Annotated in this window: 10 protein-coding genes; 7 read left to right on the top strand and 3 right to left on the bottom strand. The window is 47.8% G+C overall.

Annotated elements, in window-relative coordinates:
• Positions 1–135: 135 nt before the first annotated feature.
• Positions 136–288 (bottom strand): hypothetical protein, encoded by a 153-nt coding sequence (locus QUB33_RS03375; protein WP_333347235.1) that lies wholly within the window; start codon positions 286–288, stop codon positions 136–138.
• Positions 289–369: 81 nt separating this feature from the next.
• Here QUB33_RS03375 and QUB33_RS03370 point away from each other — a divergent pair, with 81 nt between their 5' ends.
• The 3 genes from QUB33_RS03370 to QUB33_RS29620 all read left to right on the top strand — a co-directional run bounded on the left by QUB33_RS03370 (position 370) and on the right by QUB33_RS29620 (position 4,523).
• A complete protein-coding gene (locus QUB33_RS03370; RefSeq protein WP_333061150.1) occupies positions 370–1,377 on the top strand; it encodes a protochlorophyllide reductase in 1,008 nt (335 codons plus the stop codon).
• Between the two features lie 728 nt (positions 1,378–2,105).
• Positions 2,106–4,271: a ShlB/FhaC/HecB family hemolysin secretion/activation protein gene (locus tag QUB33_RS03365; RefSeq protein WP_333347232.1), complete on the top strand. Its 2,166-nt coding sequence runs from the start codon at positions 2,106–2,108 to the stop codon at positions 4,269–4,271.
• Entirely contained in the window at positions 4,272–4,523 is a 252-nt protein-coding gene (locus tag QUB33_RS29620) for a WD40 repeat domain-containing protein (protein ID WP_445299500.1), read from the top strand.
• A gap of 6 nt (positions 4,524–4,529) precedes the next feature.
• Here the strand turns inward: QUB33_RS29620 and QUB33_RS03360 are convergent, their stop codons facing one another.
• Both QUB33_RS03360 and QUB33_RS03355 read right to left on the bottom strand, forming a co-directional pair.
• Complete coding sequence (locus tag QUB33_RS03360; RefSeq protein WP_333347229.1) at positions 4,530–5,270, bottom strand: ATP-dependent Clp protease proteolytic subunit; 741 nt, start codon at positions 5,268–5,270, stop codon at positions 4,530–4,532.
• Positions 5,271–5,517: 247 nt separating this feature from the next.
• Positions 5,518–6,090: a hypothetical protein gene (locus tag QUB33_RS03355; RefSeq protein ID WP_333347226.1), complete on the bottom strand. Its 573-nt coding sequence runs from the start codon at positions 6,088–6,090 to the stop codon at positions 5,518–5,520.
• A gap of 366 nt (positions 6,091–6,456) precedes the next feature.
• Here QUB33_RS03355 and QUB33_RS03350 point away from each other — a divergent pair, with 366 nt between their 5' ends.
• The 4 genes from QUB33_RS03350 to QUB33_RS03335 all read left to right on the top strand — a co-directional run bounded on the left by QUB33_RS03350 (position 6,457) and on the right by QUB33_RS03335 (position 18,024).
• Complete coding sequence (locus tag QUB33_RS03350; protein WP_333347223.1) at positions 6,457–9,360, top strand: two-partner secretion domain-containing protein; 2,904 nt, start codon at positions 6,457–6,459, stop codon at positions 9,358–9,360.
• Positions 9,361–9,425: 65 nt separating this feature from the next.
• Positions 9,426–12,317 (top strand): S-layer family protein, encoded by a 2,892-nt coding sequence (locus QUB33_RS03345; protein ID WP_333347220.1) that lies wholly within the window; start codon positions 9,426–9,428, stop codon positions 12,315–12,317.
• Between the two features lie 65 nt (positions 12,318–12,382).
• Entirely contained in the window at positions 12,383–15,289 is a 2,907-nt protein-coding gene (locus QUB33_RS03340; protein WP_333347217.1) for a two-partner secretion domain-containing protein, read from the top strand.
• A gap of 119 nt (positions 15,290–15,408) precedes the next feature.
• The gene (locus tag QUB33_RS03335; protein WP_333347214.1) at positions 15,409–18,024 is read left to right on the top strand and encodes a CHAT domain-containing protein; all 2,616 of its coding nucleotides are present in this window, start codon (positions 15,409–15,411) and stop codon (positions 18,022–18,024) included.
• Positions 18,025–18,218: the final 194 nt, after the last annotated feature.

The following is an 18,218-nucleotide window of genomic DNA, read 5'->3' as shown; positions in this document are numbered from 1 at the left end:
ATCAATAAATACCCAGTATGTGCATCATAGATAATGGTGAACCCGCCCCTAAAAGATGTATGGTTAATTTCTCAAAATAAGAGTCGGAGTTGGACTCATATTTAATTTTAATCGCCCGTTGAAAGCGAGTATTTATTATTTGTAAAAACACTTCTTCTGCCTGCTGCCTCCTGTCTCCTGCCTCCTGCCCCCTGCCTCCTGTCCCCTGCCTCGAATTTCTAGCTTGGCTGCAAAAGTGAGAGCATCCCGGTTGAGATCGAGAACGTTTCCCCATATCCTAATAACCATAGGGTACTTCAAAACATCCAAGCTGCTAGCTCAGCGTTTGAGTGCCTGAAAAAAATCAATAGCGGAAGCGCTTTTAACAAGATGGCACAAAATCACAAATCAACGGTTATCATTACCGGCGCTTCCTCCGGCGTCGGTTTGTACGGCGCGAAAGCTCTCGCAGACAAGGGATGGCACGTAGTCATGGCCTGTCGGGACGTGCGGAAAGCCGGAGACGCCGCCCGAGAGTTGGGCATACCTGAAGGCAGTTTCTCCATCATGGAGATTGACTTGGGCGATTTGGAGAGCGTGCGTAGGTTTGCTCGGGCATTTAAGGCCAGCGGCAGGCCTCTGGACGCTTTGGTGTGCAACGCCGCCATTTATATGCCTTTGATTAAGGAACCGCTGCGGAGCCCGGAGGGTTACGAGTTGACGATGACTACCAATCACCTGGGTCATTTCCTCCTGTGCAACCTGATGATGGAAAATATGAAGCCTTCCTATTATTCCGATGCGAGAATCGTGATTTTGGGAACCGTGACTCACAATCCAGACGAGTTGGGCGGGAAGATTCCGCCGCGCCCGGATTTGGGCAATTTTGAGGGTTTTGAAGCGGGTTTCAAAGACCCGATTTCGATGGCTGACGGCAAGAAGTTTGAACCGGTCAAGGCTTACAAAGATAGCAAAGTTTGCAACGTGCTGACGATGCGGGAATTGCACCGTCGCTTTCATGAATCCACGGGGATTACTTTCACTTCGCTGTATCCGGGATGCGTTGCGGATACGCCGCTGTTCCGCAACCACTATCCTTTGTTCCAGAAGCTGTTCCCGCTGTTTCAGAAGAATATCACCGGGGGTTACGTGTCGCAGGAGTTGGCGGGGGAAAGGCTGGCGATGGTGGTTGCAGATCCCGAATACAAGCAATCTGGGGCTTATTGGAGTTGGGGGAACCGCCAGAAAAAAGATGGTAAGTCTTTTGTACAGAAGGTTTCTCCCCAGGCCCGCGATGATGAAAAAGGCGAGCGGATGTGGGAGTTGAGCGCTAAGTTGGTGGGATTGACTGACGGGGCTCAAATGGGTGCTGCGGCTAGTGCGGGCCGCTCTGCATAATTCAAAGTTACAAATCCCCTTTATCAGGCTTGGCGGTTGAAACGGCGTCTACGCACAGGAGGTGGGTAGACGCAACTCAATAATAAAGGGGGTCTTAAAGTCGGATTTGGTATGATATCAATTCCGGTTACACTCCTCCGGAATTGTTGACTGTTGACTGTGGACTGTTGACGGGCGGGTCGAACAACTGAATGGTTGAGTGTTAACTGTTGACTCGATTTTATTATTCCCATGCAACCGGAAACGATATGATGCACCAAAATCAAAGAAACCGGGTTTTTTAGTGGCTCTGCGCGTTGTAACTCACATCTTGCACTATTCTTAAGAACAGGCATCTTGCCTGTTCTTAAAAAGATTATTGAGAATGGTGCAAGATCTCAGTTGTAACCCGTCTTTTCGGAAACAACCCGGTTTCTGGTTTACCCTGGCGCCCAGGAATGTTCTGGTCGCTGCCTTAGCATGAAATCGTAGGTTTTGCAACCCAAAATATCGGCTTTTTTTTAGCGTTTACGATCGACTTACACGAGATTTTTTCGGATAAGAACCCGGTTGGTGCGTAAGTGTTGGGAAATGAACAGCCGTCTATCGACCTTTTGGTTTGTAGCGTCGCCGAAACTGTTGGCTGCGACGGCTGTTTCCTTTTTTGCTGTTAAGATTGATTTTTACTTGAGCGTGCTAAGTTCCTGAAAATATTTTCCCCCACTTAAGCGAGATAATAATTATATTCTATGGCTTGTCGATCGCAAAAACTATTTTTATTCGCTGGTATTTTTGGGTTAGTTGTGTTGGGAAAACCAGCGAAAACATCCGCTAGCACAGTTGAATTTTTGACCTCAAATGTTGAGGATTTGGCAGCAGTCAGCAGCGGAGGCGATCGAGCTTTAGCCCCCAACGATACCACTTTTGACAAACGCGAAGACTTGCCGATAAAAGACGAGGAAACACAGTTACCCACAGAGTCAGAACGATCGGTGGGGGCGGAAACTCCCGACTTACCGCCGTCTGCGGCAAATTCAGTCGATGTGACATCTTACACCATTCTCAAGAACAGGCAAGATGCCTGTTCCACAAGGAATGGGTTTTCTTGTGGGGTGGGCATCCTGCCCGCCCGTAAAAGGCTTATTGACAATGGTGCAACATCTCAGGCCGATCGCACATTCAGCACAAAAACTCAAGAAACCGAGCTTTTTAACTCAGATCAAAAGCTAGAAGAAAATATTGACCTACAAAAAATTGATTTGGGTATCGATCGAGCCTCGCAACTCAGTCAACTGCCCAACCCAATTTTGCCGCGAGAACCCGAATTACCCGCTCCTGAGCCGCCGCAACCCCCTGCTCCGTCTCCCCTCCAACCCACCCAGCCAACACCCGTTGACAGCGAAATTAGACCGGGGATTCTGGGTACAATTAAGGTCGCTGGCTTTGAATTTGAGGGCAACACAGCTTTTAGCGATCGCGAACTCGCAGAAGTTACGCAACAGTTTGCGGGACGCGAAATCACCTTTGCTGAACTGATCGCAGCAGAAGCAGCCGTTACTCAAAAATATGTAGCGGCAGGATACATCAATTCCGGCGCTGTAATTCCCGCCAACCAAACCTTTCCGAGAGAAGGAGGTGTGGTGAAAATTCAGATTGTAGAAGGCGGATTAGATGAAATTGTGATTACTGGAAACAGGCGCTTAAATTCAAATTACGTGCGATCGCGCCTAGAGCGCGCTACCAGAAGGCCCCTCAATCGATCTCGGCTGCTGGAAGCCTTGCAACTGCTGCAACTAGACCCCTTAATTGCCAATATTTCCGCCGAATTGCAAGCCGGAAGCCGCCCGGAAAACAGTCGCTTAGAAGTGCGGGTAAAAGAAGCAGACAGCTTTAGCGCTGAAGTGTTCGCAGACAACAACCGATCGCCCAGTGTCGGCAGTTTTCGGCGCGGTGTTCGCATCAATCAAGCTAATTTACTGGGTTTGGGCGACGGATTAGAGGTATCTTATGCTAACACCGACGGCAGCAATGAATTTAACGGCAGCTACACAGTCCCCGTCAACGCGCGCAACGGCACGATAGGGTTCGCTGCGAGTGCTGCTAGCACCAATATCATCGAGGAACCCTTTGATGCTGCTGAAATTGAGGGGAAATCGCGGACTTACGAATTAACTTACCGCCAACCGATTGTCGAAAAGCCCGATCGCACTTTGGCTTTGGGACTGAGTTTTTCCCGGCAAGAAAGCGATACATTCCTGTTGGGGGAACGATTTGCGCTTTCGGCGGGAGCAAACGATCGCGGCGAAACCCGGGTTTCGGCTGTGCGCTTTTTTCAAGAATACGTGCAGCGGAGTTCCAACCAAGTGTTCGCGGCGCGATCGCAATTCTCCCTCGGTACTAATGTGTTCGGCGCGACTGCGAACGATAGCGGGCGTGACAGCCGCTTTCTGGCGTGGCGCGGACAAGCGCAGTACGTGAGGCTTTTAGCGCCCGAAACCTTGCTGATAGTACGTTCCGACATTCAATTAGCCGATCGCCCCCTGCTTTCCCTCGAACAAATTGGGATCGGTGGCGTTCAAAGCGTGCGCGGATACCGCCAAGATTTGCTGTTAACTGATAGCGGTGCGATCGCGTCTGCAGAAGTGCGAATCCCGGTTTGGCGTGTCCCGGAAGTCGAAGGATTGTTGCAAGTCGCTCCGTTTATCGATTTTGGGGTAGGGTGGAACCAGTCGGAGGAAAACCCGAATCCTGACTCGGATAAACTGCTGGGTGCGGGTTTGGGGCTGGTTTGGCAGATGGGCGATCGGTTGAATCTGCGTTTAGACTACGGTATTCCTTTGATAAATGCTCGATCGGGCGATCGAACTTTGCAGGAAAAAGGCATCTACTTTAGAATCAATTATTTTCCGTTTTAAATTGTAGGTTGGGTTGAGTGCGATCGAACCCTACCCTTCGCTTCGCCCAATACTTTCATCTTTAGCGCTGACGGTCAAATTTTATTAAGTGGCGGCCTCGATCGCACGATTAAACTGTGGGATATCGCAACCGGATGTTGTATTAGGACGTTGATGGGCGATCGGCTGTATGAAGGTACGAATATTCGAGGGGCAACGGGATTGACAAACGCTCAAAAAGCTACATTGAAAGTGTTAGGGGCTTTGATCTGAGTGAGACTATATTTGACAGCTTAAAGGTAGTTTATCCACTACTTTATCAATAATCCCATACGCCTTAGCTTCCTGGGCAGACATGAAAAAATCCTGAGCGGTATCGTCTAGGATTCGCTTCAAGGGTTGACCAGTAAGATTTGCTAATAACTGATTGAGTTGTCTTTTCAAACGGACAATTTCTTGGGTCTGATTTTTAATATCTCTTGCCTGCCCCTGAGGATCGGCAAAAGGTTGATGAATCATAACTCGCGAGTGACGTAAGGCAAAACGTTTTCCCTTTGTACCTCCAGCCAACAGTAGACTTCCCATAGAAGCCGACAGACCCATACCGACTGTTACAACATCGGAGCGAAGGGATTGCATAGTATCATATATAGCCATACCCGATGCTACTGAACCCCCAGGGGAATTTATGTATAAATAAATATCTTTTCCTGGTGCTTGAGAATCTAGGTAAAGCAATTGAGCTACAACCGTCCTTGCCAAATCATCATTTATAGGTTGACTAATGATTACAATCCTTTTCTTAAGTAGTCCCTCAATAGTTTTCTTATCCGAATTACAGATAGCTCTGTTTGTAGTAGAAGTATTTGGAGCCTGAGCTAGTTCTAAACTTATTTCACCCCGCTTTAAAATATCACCCATAGCTCTATCAGGATTGAAAACAATAACAATACCTGTAAAAATGGGAGAGGAAAATAAAAGAAAGTATCTAAAATGCTTCTTCTTAATTAAGCTGCTCATAGTGCAAAACCTTTTGAAATTATCAACGTTGAGTCCATCCCAGTCATTTTTTAGCCATAACAGTTGACTATTTTGTGTATTCTTGCAGTTTTTGGAATCTCTTGTGCCTGCTAATTCATTGGAATAATGCAGCCTAACGCCCAAGCTCACCCGCGCCCGGAAGCGCCAGAGTGAGGCACGAACGGCGGCGCTTCCGGGTGTCGGTGTGCAGCGCCTTGTTGTGCCGTTGTCTTTTGATAAGATGCGCTTAGCTGCCCTTGAGCAACAGCTTTCTATGAACCATTGAGGTCTTAATGTTGCCGGTCAACAACTTACCCAGTGAGATGGACACTTGAACCTCATCCATCAAGAGTTGCCGCAAATCCTGAATTTGTGCATCAACGAACGGATGCTGTAATGTGCAGATAAAATCGAACTCTTGCCCAAGTCTCAGCACTCGCCCCGGAACAGTTTTGAATTTACCTAACAACAGGCCGTAGCGCACATACGGATAAATTCTGCGAATACGATTGGCCTTCTCTGAATAAACGATGACATCGTGCGTTGTGACATGATTGTACTTCACCTCTACGACTATTCGGGGCACAATAGAAGTATGTGCCTCATTCACTTTCTCATAAATTAAGATGTCTTGCTCGAAACCTTTTCCTTTGCCTCGAACCGGCTCCCCTGTATCTATATCAACGCCCATCTGAACGGCTCCACGCTCATCTACCGACAAGTCGTAGAGCAAGCTCATTTTCCTTGCTACGTGAGCAGACGTAAGATTGAGAGATAAACGATCTACTAATGCCTCAGTAAAAATATCTTCTTCGCTCATAAAGTAATTGTACCTTCAAAATGCTCAGCGCGTTCTGTTGCAGGCGCGACGGCACAACTTATAATTGTATCGCGGTTGCGGTACAATACTGTATATAGTCTAAAAGTACCGCATATCGATGATGTATCTCAACCCCTTCTTGCTCCCCATCAGAATCTCCTTTCCTCGATTTAGTTCGCCGCACGATTCGACTCAATTACTTAAGCCGTCGCACTGAAAAAAGCTATCTTTATTATAGTAGTGAAAAGTCAACTTGATCGGTGAAAGAGAGTCGATCGAACACTGGGGCGATCGGACTGATATAATCCAAATATATAATTCTGATGTAACCGGAAACGATATTGTTTATATAACTGGATTTAAGCTATGTCTCGCCTCTCTTCCGGTCTACTTTTTGTTTTCTTATTACTATTTCCCTCGAAAACCTTCGCCCAAATCATCCCCGATAATACCCTGGGCCCGGAAAGTTCGCGGACAGTTCCCGATACTATCAATAACATACCCTCAGATAGAATCACTGGCGGCGCAACTCGTGGCGTTAACCTATTTCACAGCTTGCGCGAATTTAACATCCGTGAAGGGCGGGGAGCTTATTTTGAAAATCCGAGCGGAATTACCAACATATTCACCCGCGTTACTGGCCCAAACTCCTCAAATATTTTAGGAACTCTGGGAGTTTTAGGCAACGGCAACTTATTTTTAATTAATCCGAAAGGAATTATATTCGGGCCGAACGCTCGGTTAGATTTGCGCGGTTCCTTTATCGGTTCAAGTGCTGACAGTATTGTGTTTAATAACGGCGTTGAATTCAGCAGCACCAACCCGCAAACATCTTCGCTCTTAACCGTTAATATTCCCGTTGGTTTAAGATTTCGAGAGAATCCGGGTGCAATTGTCAATCAATCAACGGCTGTAGGAAAGGTAAACCTGCCAGCCTCGGCTGTGCCAATTCCGATTAGCGATCGAGTTGGTTTAGCAGTAGATCACGGTCAAACTTTAGCACTGATTGGTGGCGACATCCAACTGCAAGGTGGCAATTTAACCGCCAGCGGTGGACAAATTTTACTCGGTAGCGTCGCCAGTCCCGGATTAGTTAATTTTGCACTGGCTCCTCCTGTTGCTCAGCAGGGGAATTTAGCTTTAAATTATGACAATATTCAAAATTTCGGCAATATTCAAATATCCGAGGGAACGCTTATCAACACCAGCGGAATTGGTGGTGGCAGAGTAGAGTTAAAAGGTGGAAATGTCGCCCTCAGCAATGCACGAATTTATGCGCTGACACTGGGAAATATTGATGGTAGAGGTATCGATATCAGCGCTCAAAAGTTGCGAGTGGAAAACGGCACGCAATTTTCTACCCTGACTCTGGGAGATGGTGCAGGAGGAAATATCAACTTGCGTGCTGCTGATTCAGTAGAAATGAGCGGGCTGGGAGTTGAGGGCTATCAAGAGGTTGCAATTAAATATTTGGTATCAGGAACTACCGACCCCTTTGATCCGCTAATGATGCTGTTTAATGCTAGTGCTGGTGCTGGTTCGGGGGGCGATATTACGATCGACACCGGCCGCCTGCTCTTCAACAATGGGGTAGTAGGTAGCGGCATCACTTTTAGCGGTGGAAATGGCGGAAATTTAATTATTCGCGCCAATACTTTTGAGATGGTGGGTTCTGGAATTAACAACGGAACAGCTAAAGAAAGTAGCGGTGCAGGAGGAAGCATTAGTGTTGATGTTGCCAGATTAATTATGCGCGATGGTTCTATTCTCGGTACGACGAGTTACAGCAGTGGCCCGTCGGGGAATATCAACATTAATGCTGCTGAATCAGTAGAATTGTCTAACAGCGGCCCGACAACAGTTGTGTCAAGCGGAATTAGCACCCTGAGTATCGGCTCAAACGGCAGGGCGGGGAATATTAACGTCGATACCAAGCGGTTAACTCTCTCTGGGGGTTCTGCGTTTACAGTAGGATCGGGTGTGTTAATTGGCAGGTTTTTGTTCTCTCAGGAGGGCGGAACTGCTGGAAATTTAACAGTTACGGCTACTGAATCAGTAGAAATTTCAGGTATTTCTCAACTTTTGACCAGCGGAATTCAGAGTGCTAGTGCGCTGAGCTCTGGAACTTTGAGCTCTAGTCCGGGCGGGGATATTCGCATTGATACGCCAAGCCTAACCGTGCGCGATGGGGGGGTAATTTCTACGAGTTCTTTGGGGGTGGGAGATGTGGGGAATATTACTGTTAATGCCGATCGCATTGAGGTCAGCGGCAGCGGAAATAATGGTCTGTTTGTCACTACAATTGATGCTTCGGTGGGCAAGATATTTGGTACTAACTCCCAGGCGACGGCAAATGCGGGTTCGTTGAATCTGAATGCCGATCGACTAATTGTCAGAGATGGAGCTACAGTGACGGTGCAGGCTACGGGAACCGGACGCGCTGGTAATATCAATGTTGTCGCAAATTCGATCGCTCTTGACAACAAAGCGATGATTGACGGTACGACTGTATCCGGTACAGGAGCAAATATTAACCTGCAAGCGCGAGATATCCAGTTGCGTCGCAACAGCCGAATTACCACCGATGCAGGCACTTCTGACGGAGGCAATATCAACATCAACAGCGACATTCTTGTCGCCCTCCCGCAAGAAAACAGCGACATTACAGCCAACGCCCGCACAGCAGGCGGCGGCCGCGTGAATATCAATGTCCCCAATGTTTTTGGCTTTACAGCAGCGAGTCGCGAACAAGTCAGAAACAGGTTGGGGCTCAGTGACGGCGAATTTGCAGCGTTGCAAGTAAGTCCTACATCTCTGCTTCCCAGCAGCGACATCGCGGCTATTTCCCAAAGTGGGGGCGCGGCTTTGCAAGGGGCAGTAACATTTAGTTCTTTTGGAGTGAACCCCGCTCAAGGTTTAGTGGAACTGCCGCAAAATGTGGTGAATCCGGCTGCGTTAATTGCTGCAAATCCCTGCATCCAAGGGGCCGAGAACGAGTTTACCGTGACTGGTCGGGGGGGATTGCCACCGAGTCCTCACGAGGTTCTCAGCAGCAATTCTAGCTCGTTTCCGTGGGTGGAACCAGGGGTAGGTAGGAGCCAGCAAGTAGAAGGCCGCCTAGCATCCATAGAAGTTCGGCCAACAGAAATTATTCCCGCTCAAGGTTGGGTAATGGACGATCGAGGACAAGTAAGGCTGGTAGCGTATAATTCTGGTGGTGGTGCATCTCTTCGCAGTCCGAAACCGACGGGTGTTTGCGTACCTCAATAGGTACTCTTCAGGTTTTAGCTAACCCCTCCCTATTTTCCTAATATTAAATTAACCAGAGTTCAAAGATGCGCCGCCAATCTTCCGCCCTATTTTTTGCATTCTTACTGCTGTGTCCTTTTCCTGCGATCGCCCAAATCATCCCCGATAATAGCTTGGGTGCAGAAAGTTCGCGCACAGTTCCCGATACTATCAACAACTTACCCTCGGATCGAATAGAAGGCGGTGCAACTCGCGGCGTTAACCTCTTTCACAGTTTACGCGAATTTAACATCCGTGAAGGGCGGGGAGCATATTTTGCCAATCCCAGCGGAATTGCCAACATCTTCACCCGCGTTACTGGTGGCAATCCTTCTAATATTTTAGGAACTCTGGGAGTTTTGGGAAACAGTAACTTGTTTTTAATTAACCCAAAAGGGATTATCTTTGGCCCCAATGCTCGGTTAGATCTGCGCGGCTCCTTTATCGGTTCAACTGGTAGCGGAATTCTTTTTGATAATGGCTTTGAATTTAGTGCAGCTAATTCTAATTCAGTGCCATTGTTAGCAATTAATATTCCTGTGGGTTTAAGATTTAGAGAAAATCCCGGCACAATTGTTAACTCTTCCCAAACAATGGCCCCCAAATCAGCCTTACCGCCACTACCCATAGAAATTCCGGCTTTTGAAAAACTCGGTTTAGCAGTAGACCCCGGTCAAACTTTAGCATTAATTGGCGGTGACATTCAACTCCAAGGAGGAAATCTAACTGCTTATACCGGACAAATTCTTCTAGGTAGTGTCAAGAGTCCAGGTTTAGTGCAATTTGAACCAACAGCTTTAGGTCTGAATTTAAACTATGGCAATATTCAGAATTTCGGCAATATTGAAATGAACGGTGCATTTATAAATACCAGCGGGTTAGGAGGTGGGGAAGTCGATATTCGAGGTGGAAATATTAATCTTAATGGTTCAGGAATTTATGGACTGACACTCGGAAATATCGATGGTAGAGGCATTAATATCAATTCCCAAAACTTGCGAGTGGAGGGGGGGTCGCAAATTTTCGCCTCCACACTGGGAGAAGGGAGAGGAAGCGATATCAACATCCGCGCTACTGACTCACTAGAAATGATTGGGTTGGGAATTGAGGGCTATCAGCAGCTTACAGAAAATTTTCAGACATCTGGAACAGGCAACCCCTTTATTTCGCAAATTGTTCTGTTTACTAGCGCTATTGGCAGTGGAGCCGCCGGAGACATTAACCTTGAAGCCGGACGGCTGTTGATGAGCAATGGGGTAGTGGGCGGCGCCCCCACCTTTGGTGCTGGGAATGGCGGAAATCTGGCTATCCGCGCCAACACGGTCGAACTCGTCAGTTCAACGCTCTATAACGGAACAACCAACGAAAGCACTGGTCAAGGCGGAAACATCACTGTGGAAGCGCAACGGTTAATACTGCGCGATGGCGGTGCGTTTGCCAGCTTCAGCCTTAGTGATGGAGCATCGGGGAATATCGCGATTAAAGCGAGTGAATCTGTGGAATTGTCGGGTAGTCTTCCTGTAGGTCTAGGGCAAACTCGGCTCGGCACGAATACTTTTGATAGTAATGGAAAAGGTGGGGATATTACGATCGAGACTAAGCGGCTGAGTGTTTCTAATGGAGCCACAATTAGTTTAACGACGGGTGCGATTTTTGGCGAAGTCGTGTTTTCTACAAGTGGGGGGACGGGAGGAAATTTAACTGTGAGAGCCTCCGAGTCTATAGAAGTCAGCGGCGAGTCAAGATTTTTGGCGAATGCGGGCTATGTAGCAAGTTCTTTTGTTACTCAAACTGCAAGTTCTGGTAGAGGTGGAGATATCCGCCTCTCAACACCTCAACTAACTGTGCAGAATGGCGGGGTTATTTCTGCGGCTTCTTTGGGTATAGCAGATGCAGGAGATATTACAATTAATGCCGACCGCTTAGAAGTGCAAGGTATTGGGAGCAACAGTCGGTTGAGGAGTGGAATTGAGGCCTCGGCTGGTAGGGCGTTTAATGCTGTCAATTCCAATGCTAGCGGAAATGCCGGGTCGTTGAATTTGAATGCGAATCAATTGATTCTTCGGGATAGCGCAGTGGTTAACGTTCAGTCTTTAGGAACAGGTAGGGCTGGCAATATTAATGTTGTAGCTAACTCCATTTCCCTGGACAATAAAAGCATAATTGATGGCACAACGGTCACTGGTTCCGGTGCTAATATTAACCTGAAAGCGCAAGATATTCAGTTACGGCGCGGTAGCCGAATTACCACCGATGCAGGTATTTCTGAGGGCGGTAATATCAGAATTAATAGCGATATTTTGGTAGCTTTACCGCGAGAAAATAGTGATATTACAGCTAATGCTCGCACAGCTAGGGGCGGACAAGTTACGGTCAATGTACCAAATATCTTTGGCTTTACAAGCCTTAACCGCGAACAAGCTAGGAGTAGTTTAGGACTGACTGATGCTGAATTTGCAGCGTTGCAAGTAAGTCCGACTTCTCTAATTCCAAGCAGCGATATTGCGGCTATTTCCCAAAGTAGCGGCCCGGCTTTGCAAGGTAGTGTAACATTTAGTGCTTCTGGGGTGAATCCTGCTCAAGGTTTAGTGGAACTGCCGCAAAATGTGGTGAATCCGGCTGCGTTAATTGCTGCAAATCCCTGCATCCGAGGGCAAGCAAGCGAGTTTACTGCTACTGGGAAAGGAGGAGTGCCAGCAAGTCCTAATGATGCCCTCAGCAGCGCTGCATCGCCGTTTCCGTGGGTGGAACCAGCGGTAGGTGAAAGTCAGCAAGTAGAAGGCCCCCTAGCATCCATAGAAGTTCGGCCAACAGAAATTATTCCCGCTCAAAGTTGGGTAATGGGCGATCGAGGACAAGTAAGGCTGGTAGCCTATAATTCAGGTGGTGGTGCACCTCTTCGCAATCCGAAACCGACGGGTGTTTGCGTACCTCAATAGGTACTCTTCAGGTTTTAGCTAACCCCTCCCTATTTTCCTAATATTAAATTAACCAGACTTCAAAGATGCGCCACCAATCTTCCGCCTTATTTTTTGCATTCTTGCTGCTGTGTCCTTTCCCCGCGATCGCCCAAATCATCCCCGATAATAGCTTGGGTGCAGAAAGTTCGCGCACTGTTCCCGACACGATTAATAACTTACCATCGGACAGAATAGAAGGCGGTGCAACTCGCGGAATAAATTTATTTCACAGTTTACAACAATTTAACGTGGGTGAAGGCAGAGGAGCATATTTTGCCAATCCTAACGGGATTGCGAATATTTTTACCCGCGTTACAGGTGGCAATCCTTCTAATATTCTAGGTGTGTTGGGAGTGCAGGGAAATGCTAACTTATTCTTACTGAATCCCAAAGGAATTGTCTTTGGCCCCAATGCGCGGTTAGATTTGCGTGGTTCATTTTTAGCAAGTTCTGCTGATAGCTTAGTTTTCGAGAAGGGCTATCAATTTAGCAGCAATTTGCAACCCTTACCCCTGTTAAATGTCAATATACCTATCGGTTTAAATTTTCGACAAAATCCGGGTAAAATCATTAACAATTCCGCAGCGCCAGCCTTGGCTTTACCACAATTACCTCCGGGAATCCCGCAGATTTTCAATAACATGGGCTTAGCAGTTGGGTCCGGAAAAACTCTCGCCCTAGTGGGCGGAGATATTGAATTAAATCAGGGAACACTCACTGCATCTACCGGACAAATTTTGCTGGGTAGCGTTGCTAGTCCGGGGATTGTTGGATTTGAGGCAACGCCATTGGGATTAAGTTTAAACTATGACAATATTTCCAACTTTGGTAATATTGAAATCACCAACGGCTCACTGCTCAATACCAGTGGAGTCGGTGGCGGCAAAGTCGAGATTCGAGGTGGAAATGTCAACCTCAATAATGGGCGAATTTATGCACTGACTTTGGGAAATATTGATGGTAGGGGGCTCGACATTAACGCCCAAAATTTTCTAGCCCAAGGTGGAACGCAAATCTCCACGCTGACAGCAGGGAGTGGCGCGGGAGGCGCGATCGACATCCGCGCTACCGACTCCGTACAAACGATCGGCCTTGGATTAGAGACTTATAGAGTGTTTGGTGGTAGGTATGTGGTATCTGGCTCGTTCAAGCCTTTTGACCCACAAATTGTTCTGATCTCTGGCACTATTGGCATGGGAAATGCCGGAAACATCACGATCGATACGGGAAAACTGCTGATAGAAAACGGAACCGCATTGACTAGCGCCACGTTAGGTGCTGGCAACGCCGGAAATATTAGCATCCGTGCCGGGATTCTCGATCTGGTCGCTTCTGGAATCAACAGCGGCACACTTTTGGGGAGTACGGGTAGGGGAGGAAATATCACCTTTGAGGGAGAACGTTTAACCGTGCGCGATAATTCTGCTTTTATTAGCGTTACCCGCGATCGAGGAGCATCGGGGAATATCAACATTAAAGCGAATGAATCAGTAGAAGTGCTGCAGACTCCCGCTGGAAGTCCCGTAGCAACCATAATCGGCTCAACAGCGAATGGTGTAAATGGGCAAGCTGGAGACATTAATATCGACACGAAGCGGTTGATTATCTCTGAAGGAGGCGGAATTGGTTTATCTAGCGGCTCAGTTGTGGGCAACCAACCGTTGAATACAACGGGCGGGCGCGGAGGTAATTTGACAGTTAGGGCCAGTGAGTCAGTAACAATAGAGGGTATTTCTGAAGTTTTGGCGAACGGAAGTCGGAATCCCAGTTTCATCTCTGCTGATGCCAACGCAGGTAATCGGGGAGGGAGTATAAATATTTCTACACCCCTACTGACTCTCCGGGATGGGGGAATTATTTCTACTGCATCTTTAGGCAAAGGAGATGCCGGAAGCATCACGATCGATGCGGATCGTGTAGAAGTTATTGGGAATGGGGGTCAAGGTGAATTTAACAGTCAAATTCAGACTTCCGTTGGCATTGCCTCTCGCGTTAGAAATCCCAATGCTACCGCTAACGGAGGTTCGTTGAATCTGAATGTCGGGCAACTGATTCTTCGCAATGGGGGAACACTTAATCTCCAAGCATTGGGTTCGGCACGGGCTGGTAACATTAACGTGAAAGCAGATTCAATTTCCCTTGACAACCAAAGCAGCATTGACGGTAGAACTGAATCCGGTGCAGGAGCAAATATTAACCTGGAAGCACGGGATATCCAGTTGCGCCGAGCCAGCAGAATTACAACAGATGCAAGTATTTCTGATGGTGGCAATATCAACATTAAAAGCGATATTCTGGTTACTCTCCCCAACGAAAATAGCGATATTACTGCTAATGCGCGATCGGCTAAAGGTGGTCGGGTTAATATTAATGTGCCCAATGTTTTCGGGTTTAGAGCAGTCACTCGCGAACAGGTTCGAGCGAGTTTGGGATTAACAGATGCTCAATTTGCAGCGTTGCAAGTAAGTCCGACTTCTCTAATTCCAAGCAGCGATATTGCGGCTATTTCCGAAAGTAGCGGCGCGGCTTTGCAAGGTACTGTAACATTTAGTGCTTCTGGGGTGAATCCCGCTCAAGGTTTAGTGGAACTGCCACAAAATGTGGTGAGTCCGGCTGCGTTAATTGCTGCAAATCCCTGCATCCGAGGTGGCGAGAGTGAGTTTACCGCTACTGGGAAGGGAGGAGTGCCACCAAGTCCTAATGATGCCCTCAGCAGCGCTGCATCGCCGTTTCCTTGGGTAGAAGAGGCAGGAAGAGGGAATAAAGAAGAAGGGATTGAGTTCGAGGGGGGAAGAGGTTCGAGGGAAGAAGGCATTGGGCAAGAGGAAGTTGTTGTGGCGCAAGGTTGGGTGGTGAATGCGAAAGGGGACGTGACGCTTGTTGGATATAATCCGGGTAATGCTGCTGACTCTCGCAATCCTCGACCGAATTCTGGTTGTGTGGCGCGTTGAAATTAGGTTTTTTTTTAACCGCAGATGTAGGCGGATTAACGCGGATTAATGCAAATAAAGAATAAGATGGATTTTAGTTAATTAGTATGTGTGTGCAGTGGTAATTTTATTTTTAAAATATGAAGTTTAGTCGATCGCTCCGGCAAGTAATTCTGTTATTTGTGATTTCCTGTCTCCTATCCGTTGCGATTCCTCCCGGAGTTGCTCAGGTTAATCCACCACCAGCGGTGCAGCTTGTCCGTCAAGCTCGAAGTCTGTACCGAGAGGAACGTTTTTCGGAAGCTGTACCGCTTTTGCAGCAAGCGGCGGCGCAGTTTGAGGCAAAAGGCGAAAATCTCGATCGCGCCACAGCTTTGAGCAATTTAGCTGCAACCTACGGGCAGTTGGCACTTTGGCAAGAAGCAGAAAAAGCTGTAAATTCGAGTTTGTCGCTGGTGCGAACACAGGCAAAAACTCCCGAACAGCAGCGGATTTTGGCTGAAACTCTCAACATTCAAGGACAGTTGCAACTCGAACGGGGGCAGACTCAAGATGCGATCGAGATTTGGACGCAAGCTGCTAAAATCTTCGAGCAAATTGATAGAAAACCCCAACTTTTTCAAGTTCAAATTAATCAAAGTCGGGCTTGGGAAATTCTCGGACTTTACCCCAGAGCTTGCAAAATTCTGTTAGCTTCTTTCAAGCTGGAAAACCAAACTTGCGAAGTTTCGGCAGCGGGTTTGGAAAGTTTGAAAAATGGGTCGGTTTCTCTCGAACAAGTCCGGGCAATTCATGCTTTAGGGCGGGTGCTGCGGGTTTTGGGACAACTGGAACGATCGCACGATGTGCTGTTGGCTGGACTCGAAGCAGCCCAAAAATTAGGTAGCCGACCAGAGGAGGCTGCAATTTATCTCAATCTGGGCAATACGGTACGGGCTAAAAGCAATAAACCGGGTTTGACACCCGACCAGCGCGGTGATTGGGAACGCTTTGCCTTAGAGTATTATGCTCGATCGGCACAGGCGATGCCGGATCGATCTCTCCTACAAATTCAGGCAAAGTTAAACCAATTGAGTTTGTTGGTCGATAGCCAAGATTGGTCTAAGGCAGAGGTTTTGTGGCGTTCCATCCAACCTCAAGTCGCTCAATTTGGGTCGAATCGCGCCGGACTTTACGCTCAAATCAATCTAGCTCAAAGCTTGATGAAATTAGCTCAGTCGCCTGCGAAAACTTTGAGTTTAAGCGAGATTGACACAATGCTCGATCGCTCTGTCGAACCAGCAAATAGTTTGGGCGACAAACGAATACAAGCTTATATTCTGGCAGCTAAAGGCAAACTATCGGAAATCCAACAGCAGTATCAGAAAGCGGAAAATCTCACAACTGAGGCTTTGAGTTTAGCACCGACGTTTCAATCTCCCGATATTGCTTACCAATTGTTTTGGCAACTCGGACGGATTGAGAAAGCTCAGGGGAATACAGAAGGGGCGATCGTTCAATATACTCAAGCTGTGAATGTACTGTCTTCTCTGCGGGGCGATTTGGTGACAGTCAATCCCGAAGTGCAATTTTCGTTTCGGGAAAGTGCCGAACCGGTTTATCGGGAATTAGTCGGGCTGCTTTTGCAAGAGGAATCTCCCAGCCAAGCTAAATTGAAACTGGCGCGCCAAACGGTGGAATCTTTGCAGTTGGCGGAATTGGACAACTTTTTTCGGGATGCTTGCGCTGATGCTAAACCAAAGTCGATCGAGGAAATCGATCCTACAGCGGCGGTGATTTATCCGATTATTTTGAGCGATCGTTTGGAGGTAATTTTGTCAATTCCCGGCAAACCCCTGCGCCGCTACACTACTAGGAAGTCTCAAGCCGAGTTGGAAACTGCTTTCAGACAAGCCAAAAATGTCATCAGGCCTGCTGCTTTTCCCCGCGACAGGAGGCTACCCGTTGAACAGGTTTATGACTGGTTAATCCGCCCCGCAGAGGCGGATTTGGCGGCTAGCGGGATTAAAACCCTGGTATTTGTACTCGACGGTTATTTGCGGAATCTGCCGATGGCTGTGCTGCACGACGGTGAAAAGTTTTTGGTAGAAAAATACAGTATTGCTTTGGCGCCGGGATTGCAATTGCTGGCACCGAAACCGCTAAGGGAAGTCAAGTTAAAAGTGCTCACCGCTGCCCTCTCGGAAGCGCGTCAAGGCTTCTCGGCTTTGCCTGGGGTGAAGGAGGAAGTTCAACAAATTGCAGCCGAGATGCCGGCGAGTTCGCTGCTGAATGAAGATTTTGTCAGCGGGCGGTTGCACGATCGAATTAAAGCTTTGTCTTACCCGATCGTCCATTTGGCAACTCACGGTCAGTTTAGCTCGAATGCAGCGGATACTTTTATTGTGACTTGGGATCAGAAAGTCAATGTTAGGGAGTTCGATCGACTGCTGCGAGCCCGCGCTGGGGAGAAACAACAGCCGATCGAACTTTTGGTTTTAAGTGCTTGCGAAACTGCTTCGGGCGATAACCGGGCGGCTTTGGGTTTAGCCGGGGCCGCAATTCGATCGGGTGCCCGCAGCACCGCCGCCACCCTTTGGCAAGTCAACGACGAATCTACAGCTATCTTTATGGCTGAGTTTTACAAACAGCTTGCTTCTTCTCAAACCAGCAAAGCTGAAGCCCTCCGCAACGCTCAATTAACCCTGCTGAAAAACCCACAGTATCAGAATCCGTATTTCTGGGCATCTTTCGTGCTTGTGGGCAATTGGCAGTAATCTTCGATCGGGAATTGGGCATGGGGCATCGGGCAGGGGGCCTCGGGCAGGGGGCCTCGGGCATGGGGCATGGGGAATTGGGCATCGGACAACAGTCAACAGACAACAGACAACAGTCAACAGACAACAGACAACTGACAGAAATGCAGTTGGTTTTTTGTTAAAGTTTGTAAACTGTTAAGAGTGCTTTCTGC

The sequence above is a fragment of the Microcoleus sp. B3-A4 genome (assembly GCF_036705385.1).
In the GTDB taxonomy this organism is placed as follows: domain Bacteria; phylum Cyanobacteriota; class Cyanobacteriia; order Cyanobacteriales; family Microcoleaceae; genus Microcoleus.
The sequence above is the reverse complement of the archived record's forward strand: the minus strand, read 5'-3'. Positions and strand labels throughout refer to the sequence as shown.

Coding starts and splice junctions, on each gene's coding strand:
- QUB33_RS03375 (WP_333347235.1), bottom strand. CDS start 288: ATGGTTATTAGGATATGGGGAAACGTTCTCGATCTCAACCGGGATGCT.
- QUB33_RS03335 (WP_333347214.1), top strand. CDS start 15,409: ATGAAGTTTAGTCGATCGCTCCGGCAAGTAATTCTGTTATTTGTGATT.
- QUB33_RS03370 (WP_333061150.1), top strand. CDS start 370: ATGGCACAAAATCACAAATCAACGGTTATCATTACCGGCGCTTCCTCC.
- QUB33_RS03350 (WP_333347223.1), top strand. CDS start 6,457: ATGTCTCGCCTCTCTTCCGGTCTACTTTTTGTTTTCTTATTACTATTT.
- QUB33_RS03360 (WP_333347229.1), bottom strand. CDS start 5,270: ATGAGCAGCTTAATTAAGAAGAAGCATTTTAGATACTTTCTTTTATTT.
- QUB33_RS03355 (WP_333347226.1), bottom strand. CDS start 6,090: ATGAGCGAAGAAGATATTTTTACTGAGGCATTAGTAGATCGTTTATCT.
- QUB33_RS03340 (WP_333347217.1), top strand. CDS start 12,383: ATGCGCCACCAATCTTCCGCCTTATTTTTTGCATTCTTGCTGCTGTGT.
- QUB33_RS03365 (WP_333347232.1), top strand. CDS start 2,106: ATGGCTTGTCGATCGCAAAAACTATTTTTATTCGCTGGTATTTTTGGG.
- QUB33_RS03345 (WP_333347220.1), top strand. CDS start 9,426: ATGCGCCGCCAATCTTCCGCCCTATTTTTTGCATTCTTACTGCTGTGT.